17 protein-coding genes are annotated in these 15,547 nt (G+C 73.7%); 8 read left to right on the top strand and 9 right to left on the bottom strand.

Annotated elements, in window-relative coordinates; translation table 11 throughout:
- The first annotated feature begins 107 nt into the window (after nucleotides 1-107).
- Together F0L17_RS02935 and F0L17_RS02930 are read left to right on the top strand one after the other, a co-directional pair.
- Nucleotides 108-1,100: a universal stress protein gene (locus F0L17_RS02935; RefSeq protein ID WP_155069835.1), complete on the top strand. Its 993-nt coding sequence runs from the start codon at nucleotides 108-110 to the stop codon at nucleotides 1,098-1,100.
- Between the two features lie 97 nt (nucleotides 1,101-1,197).
- Nucleotides 1,198-1,578, top strand: coding sequence for a hypothetical protein (locus F0L17_RS02930; RefSeq protein WP_155069833.1), 381 nt, complete (start codon nucleotides 1,198-1,200; stop codon nucleotides 1,576-1,578).
- Nucleotides 1,579-1,612: 34 nt separating this feature from the next.
- Here F0L17_RS02930 and F0L17_RS02925 read toward each other — a convergent pair whose 3' ends face one another.
- The 3 genes from F0L17_RS02925 to F0L17_RS02915 all read right to left on the bottom strand — a co-directional run bounded on the left by F0L17_RS02925 (nucleotide 1,613) and on the right by F0L17_RS02915 (nucleotide 3,808).
- Complete coding sequence (locus F0L17_RS02925; protein ID WP_162466728.1) at nucleotides 1,613-2,617, bottom strand: NAD(P)-dependent oxidoreductase; 1,005 nt, start codon at nucleotides 2,615-2,617, stop codon at nucleotides 1,613-1,615.
- Between the two features lie 205 nt (nucleotides 2,618-2,822).
- On the bottom strand, nucleotides 2,823-3,560 hold the full coding sequence (locus F0L17_RS02920; RefSeq protein ID WP_155069830.1) for a peptidoglycan-binding domain-containing protein: 738 nt from the start codon (nucleotides 3,558-3,560) through the stop codon (nucleotides 2,823-2,825).
- Nucleotides 3,557-3,808, bottom strand: a complete 252-nt coding sequence (locus F0L17_RS02915) for a hypothetical protein (RefSeq protein WP_155069827.1) — start codon at nucleotides 3,806-3,808, stop codon at nucleotides 3,557-3,559. Before F0L17_RS02915 ends, F0L17_RS02920 begins: the two co-directional genes overlap by 4 nt.
- Nucleotides 3,809-4,039: 231 nt before the next feature.
- On the opposite strand from F0L17_RS02915, the gene F0L17_RS02910 reads away from it, so the two are divergent.
- Nucleotides 4,040-4,435 (top strand): DUF1330 domain-containing protein, encoded by a 396-nt coding sequence (locus F0L17_RS02910; RefSeq protein ID WP_155069825.1) that lies wholly within the window; start codon nucleotides 4,040-4,042, stop codon nucleotides 4,433-4,435.
- A 219-nt stretch (nucleotides 4,436-4,654) separates the two neighbouring features.
- The gene (locus tag F0L17_RS02905; protein ID WP_155069823.1) at nucleotides 4,655-4,867 is read left to right on the top strand and encodes a hypothetical protein; all 213 of its coding nucleotides are present in this window, start codon (nucleotides 4,655-4,657) and stop codon (nucleotides 4,865-4,867) included.
- A 126-nt stretch (nucleotides 4,868-4,993) separates the two neighbouring features.
- Here the strand turns inward: F0L17_RS02905 and F0L17_RS02900 are convergent, their stop codons facing one another.
- The 4 genes from F0L17_RS02900 to F0L17_RS02885 all read right to left on the bottom strand — a co-directional run bounded on the left by F0L17_RS02900 (nucleotide 4,994) and on the right by F0L17_RS02885 (nucleotide 8,770).
- Nucleotides 4,994-5,191, bottom strand: a complete 198-nt coding sequence (locus tag F0L17_RS02900; RefSeq protein WP_155069821.1) for a DUF2795 domain-containing protein — start codon at nucleotides 5,189-5,191, stop codon at nucleotides 4,994-4,996.
- 101 nt (nucleotides 5,192-5,292) lie between these two features.
- Nucleotides 5,293-6,786, bottom strand: coding sequence for a DEAD/DEAH box helicase (locus F0L17_RS02895; protein WP_155069818.1), 1,494 nt, complete (start codon nucleotides 6,784-6,786; stop codon nucleotides 5,293-5,295).
- Between the two features lie 292 nt (nucleotides 6,787-7,078).
- The gene (locus F0L17_RS02890) at nucleotides 7,079-7,282 is read right to left on the bottom strand and encodes a cold-shock protein (protein WP_009715709.1); all 204 of its coding nucleotides are present in this window, start codon (nucleotides 7,280-7,282) and stop codon (nucleotides 7,079-7,081) included.
- A gap of 324 nt (nucleotides 7,283-7,606) precedes the next feature.
- Entirely contained in the window at nucleotides 7,607-8,770 is a 1,164-nt protein-coding gene (locus F0L17_RS02885) for a S1 family peptidase (protein ID WP_155069816.1), read from the bottom strand.
- Nucleotides 8,771-9,326: 556 nt separating this feature from the next.
- Between F0L17_RS02885 and F0L17_RS02880 the strand changes: the two genes are divergently transcribed.
- Genes F0L17_RS02880 through F0L17_RS02870 form a run of 3 tightly spaced genes read left to right on the top strand, consistent with a single transcriptional unit; the run spans nucleotide 9,327 to nucleotide 12,954 of the window.
- On the top strand, nucleotides 9,327-10,529 hold the full coding sequence (locus F0L17_RS02880) for an IS701 family transposase (protein WP_338017932.1): 1,203 nt from the start codon (nucleotides 9,327-9,329) through the stop codon (nucleotides 10,527-10,529).
- Between the two features lie 53 nt (nucleotides 10,530-10,582).
- Complete coding sequence (locus F0L17_RS02875; protein WP_338017931.1) at nucleotides 10,583-12,172, top strand: FAD-dependent monooxygenase; 1,590 nt, start codon at nucleotides 10,583-10,585, stop codon at nucleotides 12,170-12,172.
- A gap of 11 nt (nucleotides 12,173-12,183) precedes the next feature.
- Entirely contained in the window at nucleotides 12,184-12,954 is a 771-nt protein-coding gene (locus F0L17_RS02870; RefSeq protein ID WP_162466727.1) for a glucose 1-dehydrogenase, read from the top strand.
- Nucleotides 12,955-13,055: 101 nt separating this feature from the next.
- Here F0L17_RS02870 and F0L17_RS02865 read toward each other — a convergent pair whose 3' ends face one another.
- Nucleotides 13,056-14,030 carry a ScbA/BarX family gamma-butyrolactone biosynthesis protein gene (locus F0L17_RS02865; RefSeq protein ID WP_155069814.1) on the bottom strand — a complete coding sequence of 325 codons (975 nt, stop codon included), beginning with the start codon at nucleotides 14,028-14,030 and terminating at the stop codon, nucleotides 13,056-13,058.
- Nucleotides 14,031-14,167: 137 nt separating this feature from the next.
- Between F0L17_RS02865 and F0L17_RS02860 the strand changes: the two genes are divergently transcribed.
- Nucleotides 14,168-14,788, top strand: coding sequence for a ScbR family autoregulator-binding transcription factor (locus tag F0L17_RS02860; protein WP_155069812.1), 621 nt, complete (start codon nucleotides 14,168-14,170; stop codon nucleotides 14,786-14,788).
- A 47-nt stretch (nucleotides 14,789-14,835) separates the two neighbouring features.
- Here F0L17_RS02860 and F0L17_RS02855 read toward each other — a convergent pair whose 3' ends face one another.
- Nucleotides 14,836-15,417 (bottom strand): TetR/AcrR family transcriptional regulator, encoded by a 582-nt coding sequence (locus F0L17_RS02855; RefSeq protein ID WP_155069810.1) that lies wholly within the window; start codon nucleotides 15,415-15,417, stop codon nucleotides 14,836-14,838.
- Nucleotides 15,418-15,547 lie beyond the last annotated feature (130 nt).

Genomic DNA, 15,547 nt, shown 5'->3' with positions numbered 1-15,547 from the left:
CCAAGGGGCCGGCAGATCAGGCGGAAAGTGGATTTACCGGTCAGTCTGGTGGAGTGGGACGCGCACCCGCGTTCCGCCGCCGTGCGGCCGGACGGGAGGTGAGGACGATGGACGCCGGCCCCGACACCGGTGCCCGACTTCGAGGTCACGTGGCCGTCGGGGTGGACGGTTCCCGGCGCTCCGGGCTCGCCCTGGAGGAGGCGGTGACGCAGGCCGGGCGCCGCGGGGTGCCCTTGGAGGTGGTGCACGGTCGGCCCTGGTCGGTCCCCCCGAAGGGCGGGCCGGTCGGCTCGGGCGGCTGGGAGGACGGGACGCCGGACACCGCCGTGCACACCCGCTCCCCCGAGGAGGCGCGGGAGCTGGCGGAGGCGGCCGTGGCCCGGGTGCGGGAGCTGGCGCCGGGGTTGGAGGTGACGGCCTCGGTGGTGGTGGAGGACGCCGCCGACGCCCTGGTGGAGCTGAGCCGTCGGGCGGCGTTGACGGTGGTCGGCTCCCGGGGGCTGGGCGGTTTCCGGGGGCTGCTGCTGGGCTCGGTGAGCCTGCGGGCCGCCGCCCACGTGGTGGGGCCGCTGATGGTCGTGCGCGGCGAGCTGCCGCCGGAGCACGAGCGCGTTCCCCGCGGCACCGTCCTGCTGGGGCTGGAGGGCGAGGACGACCACGCCGCGGTGGAGGCGGCCTTCGAGGAGGCCAGGACCCGGGACGCCGCGTTGACGGTGCTGCACGCCTGGATCTACCACCGTCTGGCGCCGCCCGGCGAGCCGCTGATGCCCACCGGTCCGCTCCGGCAGGACATGGCCCGGATCGGGCGGAGCGAGGAGGTGCTGGTGGAGCAGGTGTTGGATCCGTTCCGCGAGCGGTACCCGGAGGTGACCGTCCGGGCCAGGACGGTCACCGGCGGTGCCGCTCGCCTCCTGGTGGAGGCGAGCGGGGAGGCGGACGTGGCGGTCGTGGCCGCCCACCGCGGACGCGGCAGGGCGGCGCTGCGGCTGGGACCGGTGGTGCACTCGCTGCTCCACCACGCCCACTGTCCGGTGCTGCTGGTGCCGGCCGTGCGCGGGGGCGGCGGTGTCGGCGGTGTAGGCGGCGGTGGAGTGCGGTGACGGTCGCGCCGACGGCGTCGCCCGCGCCCCGTCTCCGGCCGGAGCGGGGCGGCACCGAACCGGGGGGAGACGGACGGGAGCGGAAGGGGGCGACGGTGTGATCAGAGCCCTGGTGGTCGTCCTGTTGCTCGCCCACGCCCTGGTGCACCTGAGGGTCTGGGCGACGCCGGCGGATCCCGAGCATCCTCCCCTCTTCGTGCCCGGCCACTCCTGGGCGCTGGCCGTGGCCCACCTGAGCGAGGAGACCGCCAGGGCGGGTGCGGTGGGCCTGGCCTCGATCACGGCCCTGCTGTACGCCGCGGCGGGCGTGGCGCTGGCGGCGGGCCTGGGCTGGTGGGCGCCGGCGGCGGTGTTGGCGGCGGCGAGCGGGCTGGTGCTGAAGACGCTCTGGTTCAACCCCTGGTTGTCGGTGGGCGTCGCCGTCGACGCGGGGGTCGTCCTGGCGGTGACGGTGGGGTGGCCCGCCTCCCTGTACTGAGTCCCCGTGCCGAGTCCCCGGCGGCGCCGTTCGGTCAGTGGGGGGCGGGCGGGGGCACCAGGAAGTTCTCGCTCACGCGTCCCGCCAGGTGGTCCTCGACGGTGCGCGCGGTGGCGTCGACGATCTGTCCCACCGCGTCGCGGGTGAAGTACGCCTGGTGGGAGCTGACCAGGACGTTGCGGAAGGTCATCAGGCGGGCGAGGGTGTCGTCGGTCATCACCTCCAGGGAGCGGTCGAAGAAGAAGACCCCGGCCTCCTCCTCGTAGACGTCCAGGCCCACCCCGTCCAGGCGGCCCGCCCGCAGGGTCTCCACCAGGGCCTGGGCGTCGATCAGGCCGCCGCGGCTGGTGTTGACCAGGATCGCGTCGTCCTTCATCCGGCGCAGGGCGGCGGCGTCGACCACGTGGTGGGTGTCGGGCAGCAGCGGCAGGTGCAGGCTGACCAGGTCGGCTTCGGCGAACAGTCGGTCGCGGTCGACGTACTCCACGCCCAGGGCCTCGCACTCGGGGTTGCGGGCGACGTCGGCGCCGAGCAGGCGCATGCCGAAGCCCGCGGCGATCCGGGCGAAGGCGGCACCGATCCTCCCCGTGCCCAGGATCCCGGCGGTGCGTCCGTGGAAGTCGCGTCCCAGCAGTCCGTCGAGCCGGAAGTCGAAGTCGCGGGTGCGGGACACCGCTCGGGGCACCCTGCGGTTGACCGCCAGGGCCAGGGCCCAGGCGAACTCGGCCACCGAGTGGGGGGAGTAGGACGAGACGCGGGCCACCGACAGGCCCAGCCTCCGTGCCGCCTCCAGGTCGATGTTGTTGTGGCCGGTGGCGCGCTGGGTCACCAGGCGGGTGCCGCCGTCGGCCAGGGCGGTCAGCACCCGTTCGTCCAGCACGTCGTTGACGCTGCTGCACACCACCGCGCACCCGGCGGCCGTGGTGGCGGTGTCCCGGTCCAGGACCAGGTCCAGGCAGCGCAGTCGGTGTCGGCCGCGGAACGCGTTCTCCAGCAGGGGGCGCTCGTCGGCCACGACTCCGTAGGCGACGACGTCCACCGTCGTGGGCGTCCCACCGTCCGCCGTACCGCCCGTGGGTCTCTCCATCGTGCCTCCTCGTGTCCGGTCGTCCGGTCGTCCGCTCTTCCGGTCGTCCGGTCGTTCGGTTCCGGTCCGGGCGTGGGCCGTCGCCGTTGGGGGCCGGGCGCTGTGCGGACCGTTCCGCGTCCGGCCCCGGACGTCGGCGGGGAGCGGTCGGGTCCGGTCAGGCGAAGGCGGCTTCCCAGGTGTGCGGCCCGACGACGCCGTCGACCACCAGCCCGTGCCGGGTCTGGAAGCTCTCGCACACGCTCCGGGAGCGGGCGCCGTACCGTCCGTCCACCCCGATGGACCAGCCGCGGTCGCGCAGCCGCGACTGCCACACGCGCACTCCGGGGTGTTCGGTGGTCGGCGGGTGGGAGAAGTGGACGCCCGGCCAGGCGGGCGGTCCCGCGCCGGGTTCCAGCGAACCGTCCAGTACGTGGGAGGAGAGTCCGCCCGGACAGGAGGTGGGCAGGTGGTCGGCGTGCCGGTTGATCCCGTGTCCCGCGCCGCCGATGTCGCGCAGGTTGCCGATCGACCAGCGCAGGGCGTCCAGGAGTCGGTCGGTGACGGGGTCGTAGTCGGAGGGCGAGCCGCCGGTGAGCGCGCACACCGCGTACCAGTTCTGGTTCCCGGCGTCGGTGCCGTTGGCCGCGGTCCGCACTCCCGGCCCCCGACCCTCGAAGACGTGCCCGTGGACGCAGACCAGGTAGGTGTAGGCGATGTCGGCCCAGCCGTTGCCGTCCATGTGGTGGTTCTGGATGCCGCGCACCTGTCCGGCGCACGAGCCGTGGTCGGTCTGGGCGGTGCGGGAGCCGCCCACGTGGTGGACGGTGGTGCCACCGTTGCCGGGCGTGATGTTGGCGGATCGGTTGCGGGGGGCTCGGGCGCCCCACTCCGAACGGGGGACGAAGACCGTCATCGGACCTCCGTCGGGTCCGCGCCGCACCGCACTCCGGCGTTCAGGGGTTCGGTGTCGTCGTCGCAGTCCTCGGGGTAGAGGGCGGTGGGGTGGTGGGGGTGGGTGGCCGCCGGGAAGCGGTGACCGGCGGGTCCGGCCGTGAGGGCGCCCAGGGTGGGGAGGGCCGCGGCGCAGGCGGCCAGCGCCGCCGTGGTGCCGGTGATGCCGAGGAAGCCGCGTCGGTTCGGTCTGGGTGGGGTGGGGGACAACGTGTTCTCCTGCCGCCGAAGGGGTGTACCGGCGCTGGTTCGCCGCGGTGCGGGGAGGGGCCTACCCGGTCGGGGAGCGGGCAGGCTCGGCCGTCGCGGTGAACAGTGCGGGGCTCGATGCGGACCGACCGGACGGTATGCAAGAGGCGGGTCGCGGGGTTAGGCTCCTGCCGGATGTCCGGTCCGCCGCAGTCGGCTGCGGCACATCGACATGACGACAAGGAGTCACCCATGGCCGTCGACCCCTCGGGAGCCGACCTCAAGCGCATGTTGGACGAGGACCCGGGCGGTCCGGTCGTCATGCTCAACCTGCTGCGGTTCGCCCCGGACGGCAGGGCCTCGTACGAGGAGTACGGGCGTCTGCTCCAGGAGCGTTTCCTGGGTCGCTACGGGGCCCGGGTCCTGTACGCGGGGGACGGCGCGACCGCTCTGGTCGCCGAGGACGGGCAGGCGTGGGACGCGGTGCTGCTGGTGCGCTACCCCAGTCGGGAGGCGTTCAGCCGCATGGTCGCCGATCCCGAGTACCAGGAGGTCACGGCCCTGCGGACCCGGGCGTTGAGTGAGGCCGTGCTCCAGCCGACCACACCGTGGCCGGCCTACCGCGGCTCGGACGCCGAGCGGCCCTGACGTCCGCTCGGTCGCCCTCGTGCGGAGGCGGGGCGTGGGAGCGGTGTCCTCCGCGGCGGGGGTCGGGCACACCGGTCGGGGACATCGGTTCCCCCGCCGGCCCGCATGCGTCGTCCACAAACGGGTACGGCGTCCTCCTGTCACCAACGATCACAATCGATCGCGACCGACCGGATCGGGTGGACCGATCACGGACGTCGCGGAGCCGAGGAGGCCGACATGACCACGCCCGAGGAGAACCGGCCCAAGACCGAGAAGACCGACCAGGTCGTCTTCGACGAGCAGGGGCAGGAGTCCGCGCGTCGGGCCGAGGCCGCCAACAAGGACCGGGGGAACGTCGGGCGGCAACTGGAGGACGCCATGTCCGAGGCCGGTGTGGACCGCGAGGACCTCACCGGCGAGCGCGAGGACGAGGAGGGCCGGGACCGGTGACCGGCGAGAGGTGACGGACGGCCGGGGCGGGACCGCGCCTGCGGCCGTCCGTCGACACGGCTTCGGGGCGCGGCCGCAGGGGCGGCCGCGCCCCGGACGGCTGCCTCGGCGGCCGTCCGGTGGGGCTCAGCCCTTGCCGAAGACCGCCTTGCTGACGTCGTCCGGACCGTCGAAGCGGTCCTCCTTCAGCGAGGAGAGCTCCTTGACCACCTCTTCCTTCGCGCCCTTCTTCTTGGCGTGCTCCACCAGCGACGCGCGGTCGGTGGGATAGTCCACGCCGCCCAGTGCCTTCTGCAGTTCGATGGGGTTGTCGAGCTTGCCCATGGAACACCTCCCGGTTCTCGTGTGGGCCGTCTGGGTACCCGGCGGCCCCGGGAGGCATTCACGGTGGAACGGTGGACGCGGAGGGTCGGGGAGGAGCGGTGTCACGAGGCGCCGCGCGAGCCCTTGGCCGAACGGGGGGTCCGGCCGCGTCCGTGTCGCTCGGCGCCGGGGGCGGGCGTACGGCGGCCGCGCGCGGGACGACGGGAACGGCCCCGGGCACCGGACGCCTCGCGCCGGTTCCGCTCGGGTTCCGGCGCGGGAAGGGTGACGGGGACGCCGGAGGGCTCCCTCGCCCCGGTGATGAGGACGAGTTCCTCGCCGGTGGAGCGGACCGGGGTGACCCGCGGCGACACACCGGCGGCGGCCACCATGCGGTCGACCTCCCGGCGCTGGTCGGGCAGGACGAGGGTGACGACCCGGCCGGACTCGCCGGCCCGGGCGGTGCGACCGCCGCGGTGCAGGTAGTCCTTGTGGTCGACGGGCGGATCCACGTTGACGACCAGGTCGAGGCTGTCGACGTGGATGCCGCGGGCGGCGACGTTGGTGGCCACCAGGACGGTGGCCTGTCCGGCTCTGAACTGTTCCAGCGTGCGGTTGCGCTGGTTCTGCGACTTGCCGCCGTGCAGCGCGCCGGCCCGCACACCACTGGCCAGCAGGCGCCTGACCAGGCGGTCGACGGCGCGCTTGGTGTGCACGAACATGATCACGCGACCGTCACGGGCGGCGATGCGCGCGGTGGTGGCGTTCTTGTCGTCGACGCTCACCCGCAGGATGTGGTGTTCCATCGTGGTGACGGCACCCGCCGGAGGGTCCACCGAGTGGACCACCGGGTCGGACAGGAAGCGCCGCACCAGCCGGTCCACGTCGCGGTCCAAGGTGGCGGAGAACAACATCCGCTGGCCGTCGGGGCGCACCCGGTCCAGCAGATCGGTGACCTGCGGAAGGAAGCCCATGTCGGCCATCTGGTCGGCCTCGTCCAGGACGGTGGTCCGCACCTCGTCCAGCCGGCAGTGACGGCGCTCGACCAGGTCCCGCAGCCGTCCGGGGGTGGCGACGACCACCTCGGCGCCGTCCTTGAGCACGGCGGCCTGGCGGCCGATCGACAGGCCGCCCACGACGGTGGCCACCCGCAGGCGCACGGCCCGGGCGTACGGCGTCAGGGCTTCGGTGACCTGCTGGGCCAGCTCCCGGGTGGGCACCAGCACCAGGGCCAGCGGGCGACCCGGCTCGGCGCGCTGGCCGGCGGTGCGGGCGAGCAGGGCCAGCCCGAAGGCGAGGGTCTTGCCCGAGCCGGTCCGTCCACGGCCCAGCACGTCGCGGCCGGTCAACGAGTCGGGCAGGGTGGCCGCCTGGATGGGGAACGGCACGGTGACGCCCTGCCGACCGAGCGTCTCCAGCAGGGCGGCGGGCATGTCGAGCTCGGCGAACGAGGTTACCGGGGGCAGACCGGGCGTTCCGGTCGGTGTGGTGGGTTCCTCGCGCCGCGGGGCGCCGGAGCGGCCGCGGTTCCGGGACGGCGCGGACTGCCGCGCGGGGGCGCCGGAGCGGGCCGGGCGACGGCGGGGGGAACGGGGGGAGCGGACGGGGGATGTCATGGGGAAGAACCTTCCTCGGGGCGGCGCGTGCCGAGGAAGACCCCGCGGTGGAACCGGGCGGAGCATCGTGGGAACGAGCCGGGGAGATGAATCGGGTCCCGCCGCCGGGCGGCGGGGAAGCCGTGCGGTCGTCGTCGGGGCCGCGTGCGCCGGGCCGCGGTGCGGCACGGGGAGTCCGTGTGCGCGAAACGGCGGTGCGCCGGTGTCCGCGGACACGGCACAGAGCCGGGGCCCGCACCCATGGTGCGGGCCCCGGCTCTGTGGTGCTGTGTGTTCAGGAGCGTCGCGGCGTTCAGGCCGGGACGATGTTCTCCGCCTGCGGGCCCTTCTGGCCCTGCGTGACGTCGAAGGTGACCTTCTGGCCCTCCTGGAGCTCACGGAAGCCCTGGGTGGCGATGTTCGAGTAGTGGGCGAAGACGTCGGCGCCGCCGCCGTCCTGCTCGATGAAGCCGAAGCCCTTTTCGCTGTTGAACCACTTCACGGTACCGGTGGCCATGTCTTTCTCCTCCATACAGGGGCAGTGCGGGAGATCCGCACCGTGCGGATCTCCGTGTCGCCGCGTTGAGACCCCGCCGGAAGAGCCGGAAAAAACAAAGACGCCTGAAGGTCACTACCGTCAGGCGCACACAGGTTCATGGGTACCAAAACTGCAACGTGATCCAACCTAGCACACTCCCGCTCCGGAGGGGCCCCGGACGTGAGCGGTCGGACGTGGGCGCGCTCGGGTGGGGCCGAGCGCGCCCACGTCCGAGGCGGGCCGCCCGGTCGCACCGGGCGGCCCACCGGGTGCGCACCCCCCGGTGCGCGGTGCGGGGAGGCGTCAGGCGGTGTGCAGCGTCAGGCCGTACACCGACAGGATCTCGTTGACCGGCTGGAACCAGGTCTCGCCGCCGCCGGAGCAGTTGCCCCAGCCGCCCGACGTCACGCCCTGGGCCTGGTCGCCGCTGATGAACGAGCCACCGGAGTCGCCGGGCTCGGCGCAGACGCTGGTCTTGGTCATCTGGTGGACGGCGCCCTGGCTGTAGTTGACCGTCTCGTTCTTGGCCAGCACCTGACCGCAGTGCCACTGGGTGGTGGAGCCCGAACGGCAGATCGAGGCGCCCACCGGGGCCTCGGCCGAGCCGCGCACCAGCACATCGGAGGTCTTCCCCCAGCCCAGCACCACCGGCACCGTCCACCAGCCGTGGCCGGTGCTCACGAAGGCGTAGTCGTTGCCGGGGAAGGACGAACCCTGGAAGTGCCCCATCTGGGAGCCGTCCCAGCCGCGCACCGAGTCGCCGGCCCGGCCGCAGTGCCCGGCGGTGACGAAGCCGCCGTGCACCGAGAAGCCTATGGAGCACCGGGCGTTGCCGGTGTAGTACGGGTCGCCGCCGACGACACCGGCGGCGAAGGTGCGCGGCGCCTCGCCGGCGCTCTCGCGGACGGTCACCGGGCCGGCCTCGCGCGCTTCGTCGAGGAAGGCGCGCACGGCGCCGTCGCGTTCGGTCCCCTCGACCAGGTTGACCACCACGCTGTTGGACCGGGGGTCGACATGCCAACTGCTCACCCCGGAGGGGGCGGACTCCTCCTCGGCGTGGGCGTCGAGCCGCTCCTTGGCGGCTTCCAGCTCCTTCTCGCTGTGCTCGACGACCCGGGGGGCGGCCCCGGTCCGACGCACCTCGTCGGCCTTGTCGCGGCTGGTCACGCCGACGACCAGCTCTCCGGACCGGGTGTCGAACCAGGAACCGCCGAAGGCGGCGCCGGCCGCCTTCTCGGCCCGGGGCGCGATCTCGGCGGCCCGCGCCTCCCGGCGCAGCCGCTCCCGGGCCTCGTGCTCGGTCAGGCCCAGGTCGCGTTCCATGGCGTCCACCAGGGCGGGGGCGGGTTCGGCGGAGGGGGAGGAGGGGGCCGCGACGGCGGTGGACAGGCCGGTGCCCGCGGCGGTCAGGGTGCCGAGCACCAGGAGCGCGGACAGGGCGGTGCGCACACCGGAAGTACGTCTCATGACGGTTTCTCCGTTCACTGTCGCCCGGCCGGAGGGGCCGGGGTGGGGTCGGTCGACGGAGGGGCGCTGAGAGGGACGAGGTAGTGAGAGCGCTCTCAGCGGGTTCGGGGAGACTCTAGGGGCGCCGCCGAGGTCATGTCCATACCAACAGGGAGGGGCGGAGCCGGGCTCCATCCCCTCGCGGTGGTCGATTCTCCGAGGCGGAGTTGGCTGGATTATGAACCTGTTGTGAATTGAACGGTCGGTTTGGTACCGGCCGCGGTCGGTACGCTTCCCGCGCTCGACACGGGAGCGCTCCCATGAGGTCGTCGACCTGTGGGCGACAGGCGAAAACATCGCGGGAAAGCGCTCTCACCAGCAGGTACGCACGCACCGGACGGCCATGGGAGACGGTCCCGCCCGGGACCCGAGGCCGCCCCGGAGGGGCGCGTGAAGCGGATGACCGTGGTCAAAATCCAAAACGTATGTTCAACTAGAGCCCGCCAACGGACAAGGGGGCTCCTGATCCAGCGTGGTGGGACGACTGGATCCGGTGTCCGGGGGAGGGATTCTCGTCGTGGTCTTAGACCGCTTCCACAGAACGCACGAGATCGTCTGGAGCGAGGTCGCCGACGACTTCGTCACCGAGTACAGCCGGCGGATGCTGATATCGCTGCCACGCCGCGACCAGCGGGAGAACGGCGAGCTGTACATCTCCGGGTTGCTGTCGCTCACCAGTCGCAAGTCGATGCGCTCGATAGCGGCGACGGCCGGAGGCGGCGCGGCCGAGCAGCGACTGCAGCACTTCATCAGCAAGTCGTCGTGGGACTGGGGACCGGTGCGCAAGGCACTGGCCGCGGATCTGGACCGGGCGCTCGACCCGCTGGGGTGGGTGGTGAAGCCGATGGTGGTCCTCAAGACGGGCGAACACACCGTCGGAGTGACCGAATCGCTCGTCCCACGCCTCGGACGCGTCGTCAACAGCCAGCGTTCGTACGGCGTCTGGCTGACCGGTGACACACAGAGCGCCCCGGTCAACTGGCGGCTGCGGTTGTCCGGGGAGTGGCTCACCGATGCCGGGCGCAGGCGGCGCGCGGAGATCCCGGAGTGGGTCGACGCCGACGAAGGGGAGGTCCCGTCCGCGGCGGCGGTGGCGCTGGAGTTGACGCGGGGGTGGTCGCTGCGGCCCCGTCCGGTGATCGTGGACGCCCGTGAGGAGGACGCGGGGGCGTTGGCCCGGACCCTGTCGGCGGCGGAGATCCCCTTCGTGCTGCGGATCGGTGGTGCCACGCGGCTGATCTCGTGGAGTGCCGCGCGGGAGGGCAGGGCGGTCCGGTTGATAACGGCGCAGCACCTCGCCGAGGGGGCGATCCGCGGCGGGCGTCCGGCCCGGTGGGTCGGCCGTGTCGGCCCGGCCGACCGGGGCGCCCGGATCACCGGCACCGACGTCGTGCTGCCGCCCGGAGCCGGGACCCCGCCGCTGCGGCTGGTCGGCGTCCGGCGGCCGGGGGAGCGCAGGGCGCGGGAGCTGTGGCTGTCGAACATGACCGAGGTGCCGTTCGAGCTCGTCGTGCGCCTGGGCCGCCTCAGCGAACGCGTCGACCGGGACTTCGCGGAGATCAGCACCAAGGTCGGTGCGATGGACTTCGAGGGGCGCACCTTCGGAGGCTGGCACCGGCACATCACCCTCAGCGCCGTGGCGCAGGGCATCGTGACCCTGTCCGCCGCGCACGACCAGGCGGTCGACCGGCCGAGCGACGACCACCTGCAGATCGTCTGACGGCGCCGGCCCGACCACAGGAACAGCTCGACAGGGAGAGGAGTCCGGCGGCAGTGGACGCGGACGTGGTGATCGTGGGGGGCGGGCCGGTCGGCATGCTGCTGGCCGGCGAACTGGCCCTGCACGGGGTCCGTACGACCGTACTGGAGAAGGAGGTGAAGCCCTCGGGCGAGTCGAAGGCGGGGACCCTGCACGCCAGGACCGCGCAGTCGTTGCACCGGCGCGGGCTGCTGGAGGCCGTGCAACCGGGCCGGTACGTGGCCGGGCGGGCGCCGCAACGGCACGTGCCGTTCCACTTCGGTGGTCTACCGCACCTCGATCTGGCCCCGGTGGTCGAGGAGTTCCCCGCGCTGGTCGGCAGCCCGCAGGCCTACGCGGAGGCGGTCTTCGCCCAGCGCGCCGTCCGGTTGGGCGCGCAGGTGGTGCGGGGCGCCGAGGTGACCGACGTACGGGAGGACGACCGGCACGTCGAGGTGACGGTTCGCCGCGGGCGGCACGAGGAGCGGCCGGTACGGGCGAGCTGGGTGGTGGGCTGCGACGGGGCCCGCAGCGTGGTGCGGCAGAAGGCCGGCATCGCCTTCACCGGCACGCTGCCGACGATCTCCTGCCTGATGGGGGACGTCCGGCTGGCCGACCCCCACGGCGCGCCGCGCGGCTGGAACCGCACCCCGCGCGGCTGGACCATCTTCTGGGTCGACCCCGCGGGCCACAGCCGCATCGGCACCTACGACTTCCGCGGCCCGCACCCCGACCGCGGGTCCCCGGTCACCTTCGAGGAGTTCAGGTCCGAGGTCGAGCGGATCACCGGCCACCCCGTCGAGATGGACGCGCCCCGTCACCTCTCCCGGTTCGGTGACGCCGCTTTGCAGGCGGAGCACTACCGCGTCGGACGCGTCCTGTTGGCCGGGGACAGCGCGCACGTGCACTTCCCCGCCGGCGGCCAGGGACTCAACACCGGTCTGCAGGACGCCGTCAACCTGGGGTGGAAGCTGGCCGCCCGGGTGCGGGGGGACGCGCCGACCGGGCTGCTCGACACCTACCACACGGAACGGCACCCCGTCGGGGCACGGGTGTTGGAGAACGTCCGCGCCCAGGTGGCGCTGATGCGTCCCGATCCGTCCACCGACGCGCTGCGTCGACTGTTCACCGACCTCATGGGCGTCGACGAGGTCAACGCGTACCTGGCCGGCATGGTCAGCGGGTCGGACATCGTCTACGACGTCGGGCGGCCCGCGGACGCGCTGGCGGGGCGTTTCGTCCCGGAGACACCGCTGAGGACGGCCGAGGGCACGACCGGTCTGGCGGCGCTGCTGCGTCCCGGACGGCCGGTGCTGCTCGACCTGGCGGACCGGGCGGATGTGCGGCGGGCCGCCGAGGGCTGGGCCGGGCGGGTGGACGTCGTGACGGCCCGCGCGGAGGGGGGACCGCCCGCGGACGCGATCCTGCTGCGCCCCGACGGCTACGCGGCCTGGAGCGCGCCGGTCGGCGGGTCCGGCACCGAGGGACTGCACGCGGCGCTGCGGCTCTGGTTCGGCGAACCGGCCGAGGGCGCGCGGGAGGAGGCGCTCCGGGGCGGCGCCGCTCCTCCCGGCCGGCGGAGCACACCGGCCGCGCGGGGTTCCGACGCGTCCCCGGGAGTGTGACCGTGACGGACATCCACCGGTCGCACCGACTGCTGAGCGACAAAGTGGCCCTCGTCACCGGGGCCAGCAGTGGCATAGGTGCCGCCGCCGCCCACGTCTTCGCCCGCGAGGGGGCCGCCGTCGTCCTCGCCGCCCGTCGGGAGGAGCGGCTGGCCGGGCTCGTGCGGGACCTGCGCGACGACGGACACGAAGCCTCGTACGTGGTGACGGACGTGACGCGCCCCGAGGACACCGCGCGCGCCGTGCGGCACGCCGTCGAACGGTACGGACGGCTGGACGCGGCGTTCAACAACGCGGGCGTGGGCGGTGACCAGACGCCGCTCCACCTCATGGACGACGTCGTGTACGACACGGTGATGGACACCAACGTGCGCGGGCTCTGGAACTGCCTGCGGCACGAGATCGCCGCGATGCTGGACGGCGGTGGCGGGGCCGTGGTCAACACGGCCAGCGTGGGAGGGTTGGTGGCGATCCCCGCCGCGGCGCCCTACGTGGCCGCGAAGCACGCCGTCGTGGGACTGACCAGGGCGGCGGCGGGCGAGTACGCGGCGCGCGGCATCCGGGTCAACGCGGTCGCGCCCGGGGCCACCCGCAGCGAGATCACCGAGGACTGGTTCGGCCGCAACCCGGGTCTGCGGGACGCGGTCGTCGGTGTCACACCGCAGGGCAGGATCGCGGCGCCCGAGGAGATCGCCCAGGCGGCCGCCTGGCTGTGCAGTGACCGCTCCCCCTTCCTGACCGGCGCCGTGGTGCCCGTCGACGGCGGCTTCACCAACGGCTGAGCGAAGGTGTGGACCCTGTCGTGGGGAGAGCGCGGTCGGGCGGGGCGGGGGGCGGCCGCGGTCGCCTGACGGCGACCGGGCCGCTTCCCGGGCGGCTCCGGTCAGCTCGCCGGTCGGCCGGACACGGTGCCGCGGAAGCACACCCGTCCGGTCTGTCGGCCCACCACGTCCACGATGACGGTGCCGCCCCCGTCCGCCGGCCGGGCCGTCGCCTCGACCAGACAGGGCGCGTCCAGTTCGACGTAGTTGTCGAAGGTGTTGGCGGCGGACACCGGCCGGAAACCCGGACCGGCCAGGGCACGGGCGGCCTGCTGGACGGCCTCGACCAGGACCAGGCCGGGGACGTGATCGACCCGGTGGTCGAACAGCAGTGGGTTGCGCGTCTCGTTGCGCAGCCGCCAGCGTCCCGGCGCGGCGGGGGCGAGCAGGACGTCGCGGGCGGTGGCGCGGCCGACCGACGCCGGGTCCACGGGCTCGGGCGGCGGTGTCGGGTCCCAGGCCGCGTCGGCCTTGTCGCCGCGGAGCCGGCGGTAGACGGCCCGCGACATCCAGGAGAAGTCGGAGTCGATCCGGGCGAGCAGCGCCCCGTCGGCGTGCCGGATCTCCGCCTCGATGTGCAGCCCGGTCGGTGCGCCGCCGCGGCGACCGAGTTCGGCGCACCGGGCGAGGACGTCCAGCGCGACGGGACCGTGGGCCGGCAGCGGCCGGTCCGGGTCGACGGTGAGGTTCAGGTTCTGCAGCAGGGTCTCGTTGGCGCGGGGCACCGCGTACGCGGAGTGCGCGATGAGCAGGCCGGCCTGCCGGTAGGTGGCGGCCACGAGCATCGGGTCGGGGCCGGCGTGGCGCGCGGGGACGGGCGCGCGGCCGCCGCGCGCGTCGGGCCAGACGGCGGTGAACCGGAACTCCGCCGGTCCGGTCCTGGTCCAGCGTCTCAGGTGGACCGAGGAGCGGTGGGTGAGGTGCAGGTGGTCCATGGGTATGTCACCGGACCACCGGGGCCCGGGAGCGTCGTGCGGTTCGGTTCCGGTGCTCTCTCGCCCCCACCGGTCGCCGTGCGCGGACAGCAGCTCAGGCACGTCCTTGTTCCCCCCATACGCCGAATCCGGGGCGGGGACCTGGCCGGGTCGTGCCCCGGAGTAGATTGCATAATCAACGTTCCATTATTCCATCCCAAGCCGAAGACGAGGATGCAGTGGCATCGCAAGCACGTGGCATGCGTACCCGCAGGCAGCTGCTGACCGCGGCCGCTTCGACGTTCCTGGAGCGCGGGTACGAGGGCGCGAGCATCGGTGAGATCACCCATCGGGCCGGACTCACCAGGGGCGCCGTCTACTTCCACTTCGCCTCGAAGGAGGAACTGGCGCAGGGGGTGCTGGACCAGGCCGTCACCACCGAGGGGGTGCGGCCGCAGACCCTCAAGCTCCAGGAGCTGGTCGACACCGCGATGGCGCTGGCCTACCGGCTGCCGCGGGAGCCGGTGCTCGCCGCGGCTCTGCGGCTCGCGGTGGACAACGGGGTGCGTCGGAACGTGCGTACGGCGTGGCCGGACTGGATCGCGCTGCTCACCGGCATCCTGGACGACGCCAAGTGCCGCGGGGAGACGTTGCCGCACGTGGACACGGGCCAGACGGCGCGGCTGGTGATGAGCGGTTGGACCGGGGCCGCGCTCGTCCTGGACGGTGTGCCCGACGGGCACGACCTGGAGTACCACGTCGGCACGCTGCTCGACCACCTGCTGCCGTCGATCGCGGTGCCGGCGGTGCTCGCCCGGCTGGACACCGCGGCCGGGCGCGGCGCCCGGGTGGTCGCCGCGGCGGCACGGGAGACCTCTTGACGAGGCCCTCCCGCGGCGACCGCGGTGGGAGGGCTCGTCGGGAGCGGTCAGTCCAGCGCGGCCAGCGCGAGCCGGGCGGCGGCCCGCAGCCGCTCGGCCTCCGGCGCGGCCCGCGCGATCACCCGCACCCCCTGCATCACCACGAGCAGGAAGTGCGCGATCTCGTGCGGGTCCTTGTCGGCGGCCAGCTCGCCCTGGGCCTGGGCCCGCAGCAGGGAGGAGACCAGCGCCGTCTCCACCACGCTCCAGCTCACCTCCACCTGGCGGGCGACCTCGGGGTCGCGCGGGGACAGCTCCACCGCCGCGTTCACCACCAGGCAGCCCCGGCGGTTCGGGTCGGTCAGGGCCTCGGTGACCCAGCTCTCCACGAAGGCGCGCACGGCCGGCAGGGCCGGTCCGGGCTGGGCGAGCGCGGTGACGAAGCCCGCCTCGCTGCCCCGCAGGTACCGCCGCATGGCGGCCAGGTACAGGTCGTGCTTGCTGCCGAAGGTGCCGTACAGACTGGCCCGGCCGATGCCCAGGTGCTCGACGAGGTCGGCCATCGAGGTCGCCTCGTAGCCCCGTTCCCAGAACAGGTCCATCGCGCGCTGGAGCACCACGTCCGGGTCGAATTCCTTGGTCCTGGCCATACCACGAGGCTAGCAACAAACAGACCGAGCAATCCAGAAAAGCCCGCCCCAGGGGAGTTGGGCGGGCTTTTCGGGTACCGGGCGCCGGGGGTGTTCCGTCCCGTTTGCGGTCCGGCTCCCGCTCCGGCAC

This window comes from Streptomyces taklimakanensis, assembly GCF_009709575.1.
GTDB lineage: Bacteria > Actinomycetota > Actinomycetes > Streptomycetales > Streptomycetaceae > Streptomyces > Streptomyces taklimakanensis.
This window is presented reverse-complemented; position numbering and strand designations above follow the sequence as displayed.

Coding starts and splice junctions, on each gene's coding strand:
- F0L17_RS02885 (WP_155069816.1), bottom strand. CDS start 8,770: ATGAGACGTACTTCCGGTGTGCGCACCGCCCTGTCCGCGCTCCTGGTG.
- F0L17_RS02920 (WP_155069830.1), bottom strand. CDS start 3,560: ATGACGGTCTTCGTCCCCCGTTCGGAGTGGGGCGCCCGAGCCCCCCGC.
- F0L17_RS02855 (WP_155069810.1), bottom strand. CDS start 15,417: ATGGCCAGGACCAAGGAATTCGACCCGGACGTGGTGCTCCAGCGCGCG.
- F0L17_RS02900 (WP_155069821.1), bottom strand. CDS start 5,191: ATGGGCAAGCTCGACAACCCCATCGAACTGCAGAAGGCACTGGGCGGC.
- F0L17_RS02910 (WP_155069825.1), top strand. CDS start 4,040: ATGGCCGTCGACCCCTCGGGAGCCGACCTCAAGCGCATGTTGGACGAG.
- F0L17_RS02890 (WP_009715709.1), bottom strand. CDS start 7,282: ATGGCCACCGGTACCGTGAAGTGGTTCAACAGCGAAAAGGGCTTCGGC.
- F0L17_RS02895 (WP_155069818.1), bottom strand. CDS start 6,786: ATGACATCCCCCGTCCGCTCCCCCCGTTCCCCCCGCCGTCGCCCGGCC.
- F0L17_RS02905 (WP_155069823.1), top strand. CDS start 4,655: ATGACCACGCCCGAGGAGAACCGGCCCAAGACCGAGAAGACCGACCAG.
- F0L17_RS02860 (WP_155069812.1), top strand. CDS start 14,168: ATGCGTACCCGCAGGCAGCTGCTGACCGCGGCCGCTTCGACGTTCCTG.
- F0L17_RS02935 (WP_155069835.1), top strand. CDS start 108: ATGGACGCCGGCCCCGACACCGGTGCCCGACTTCGAGGTCACGTGGCC.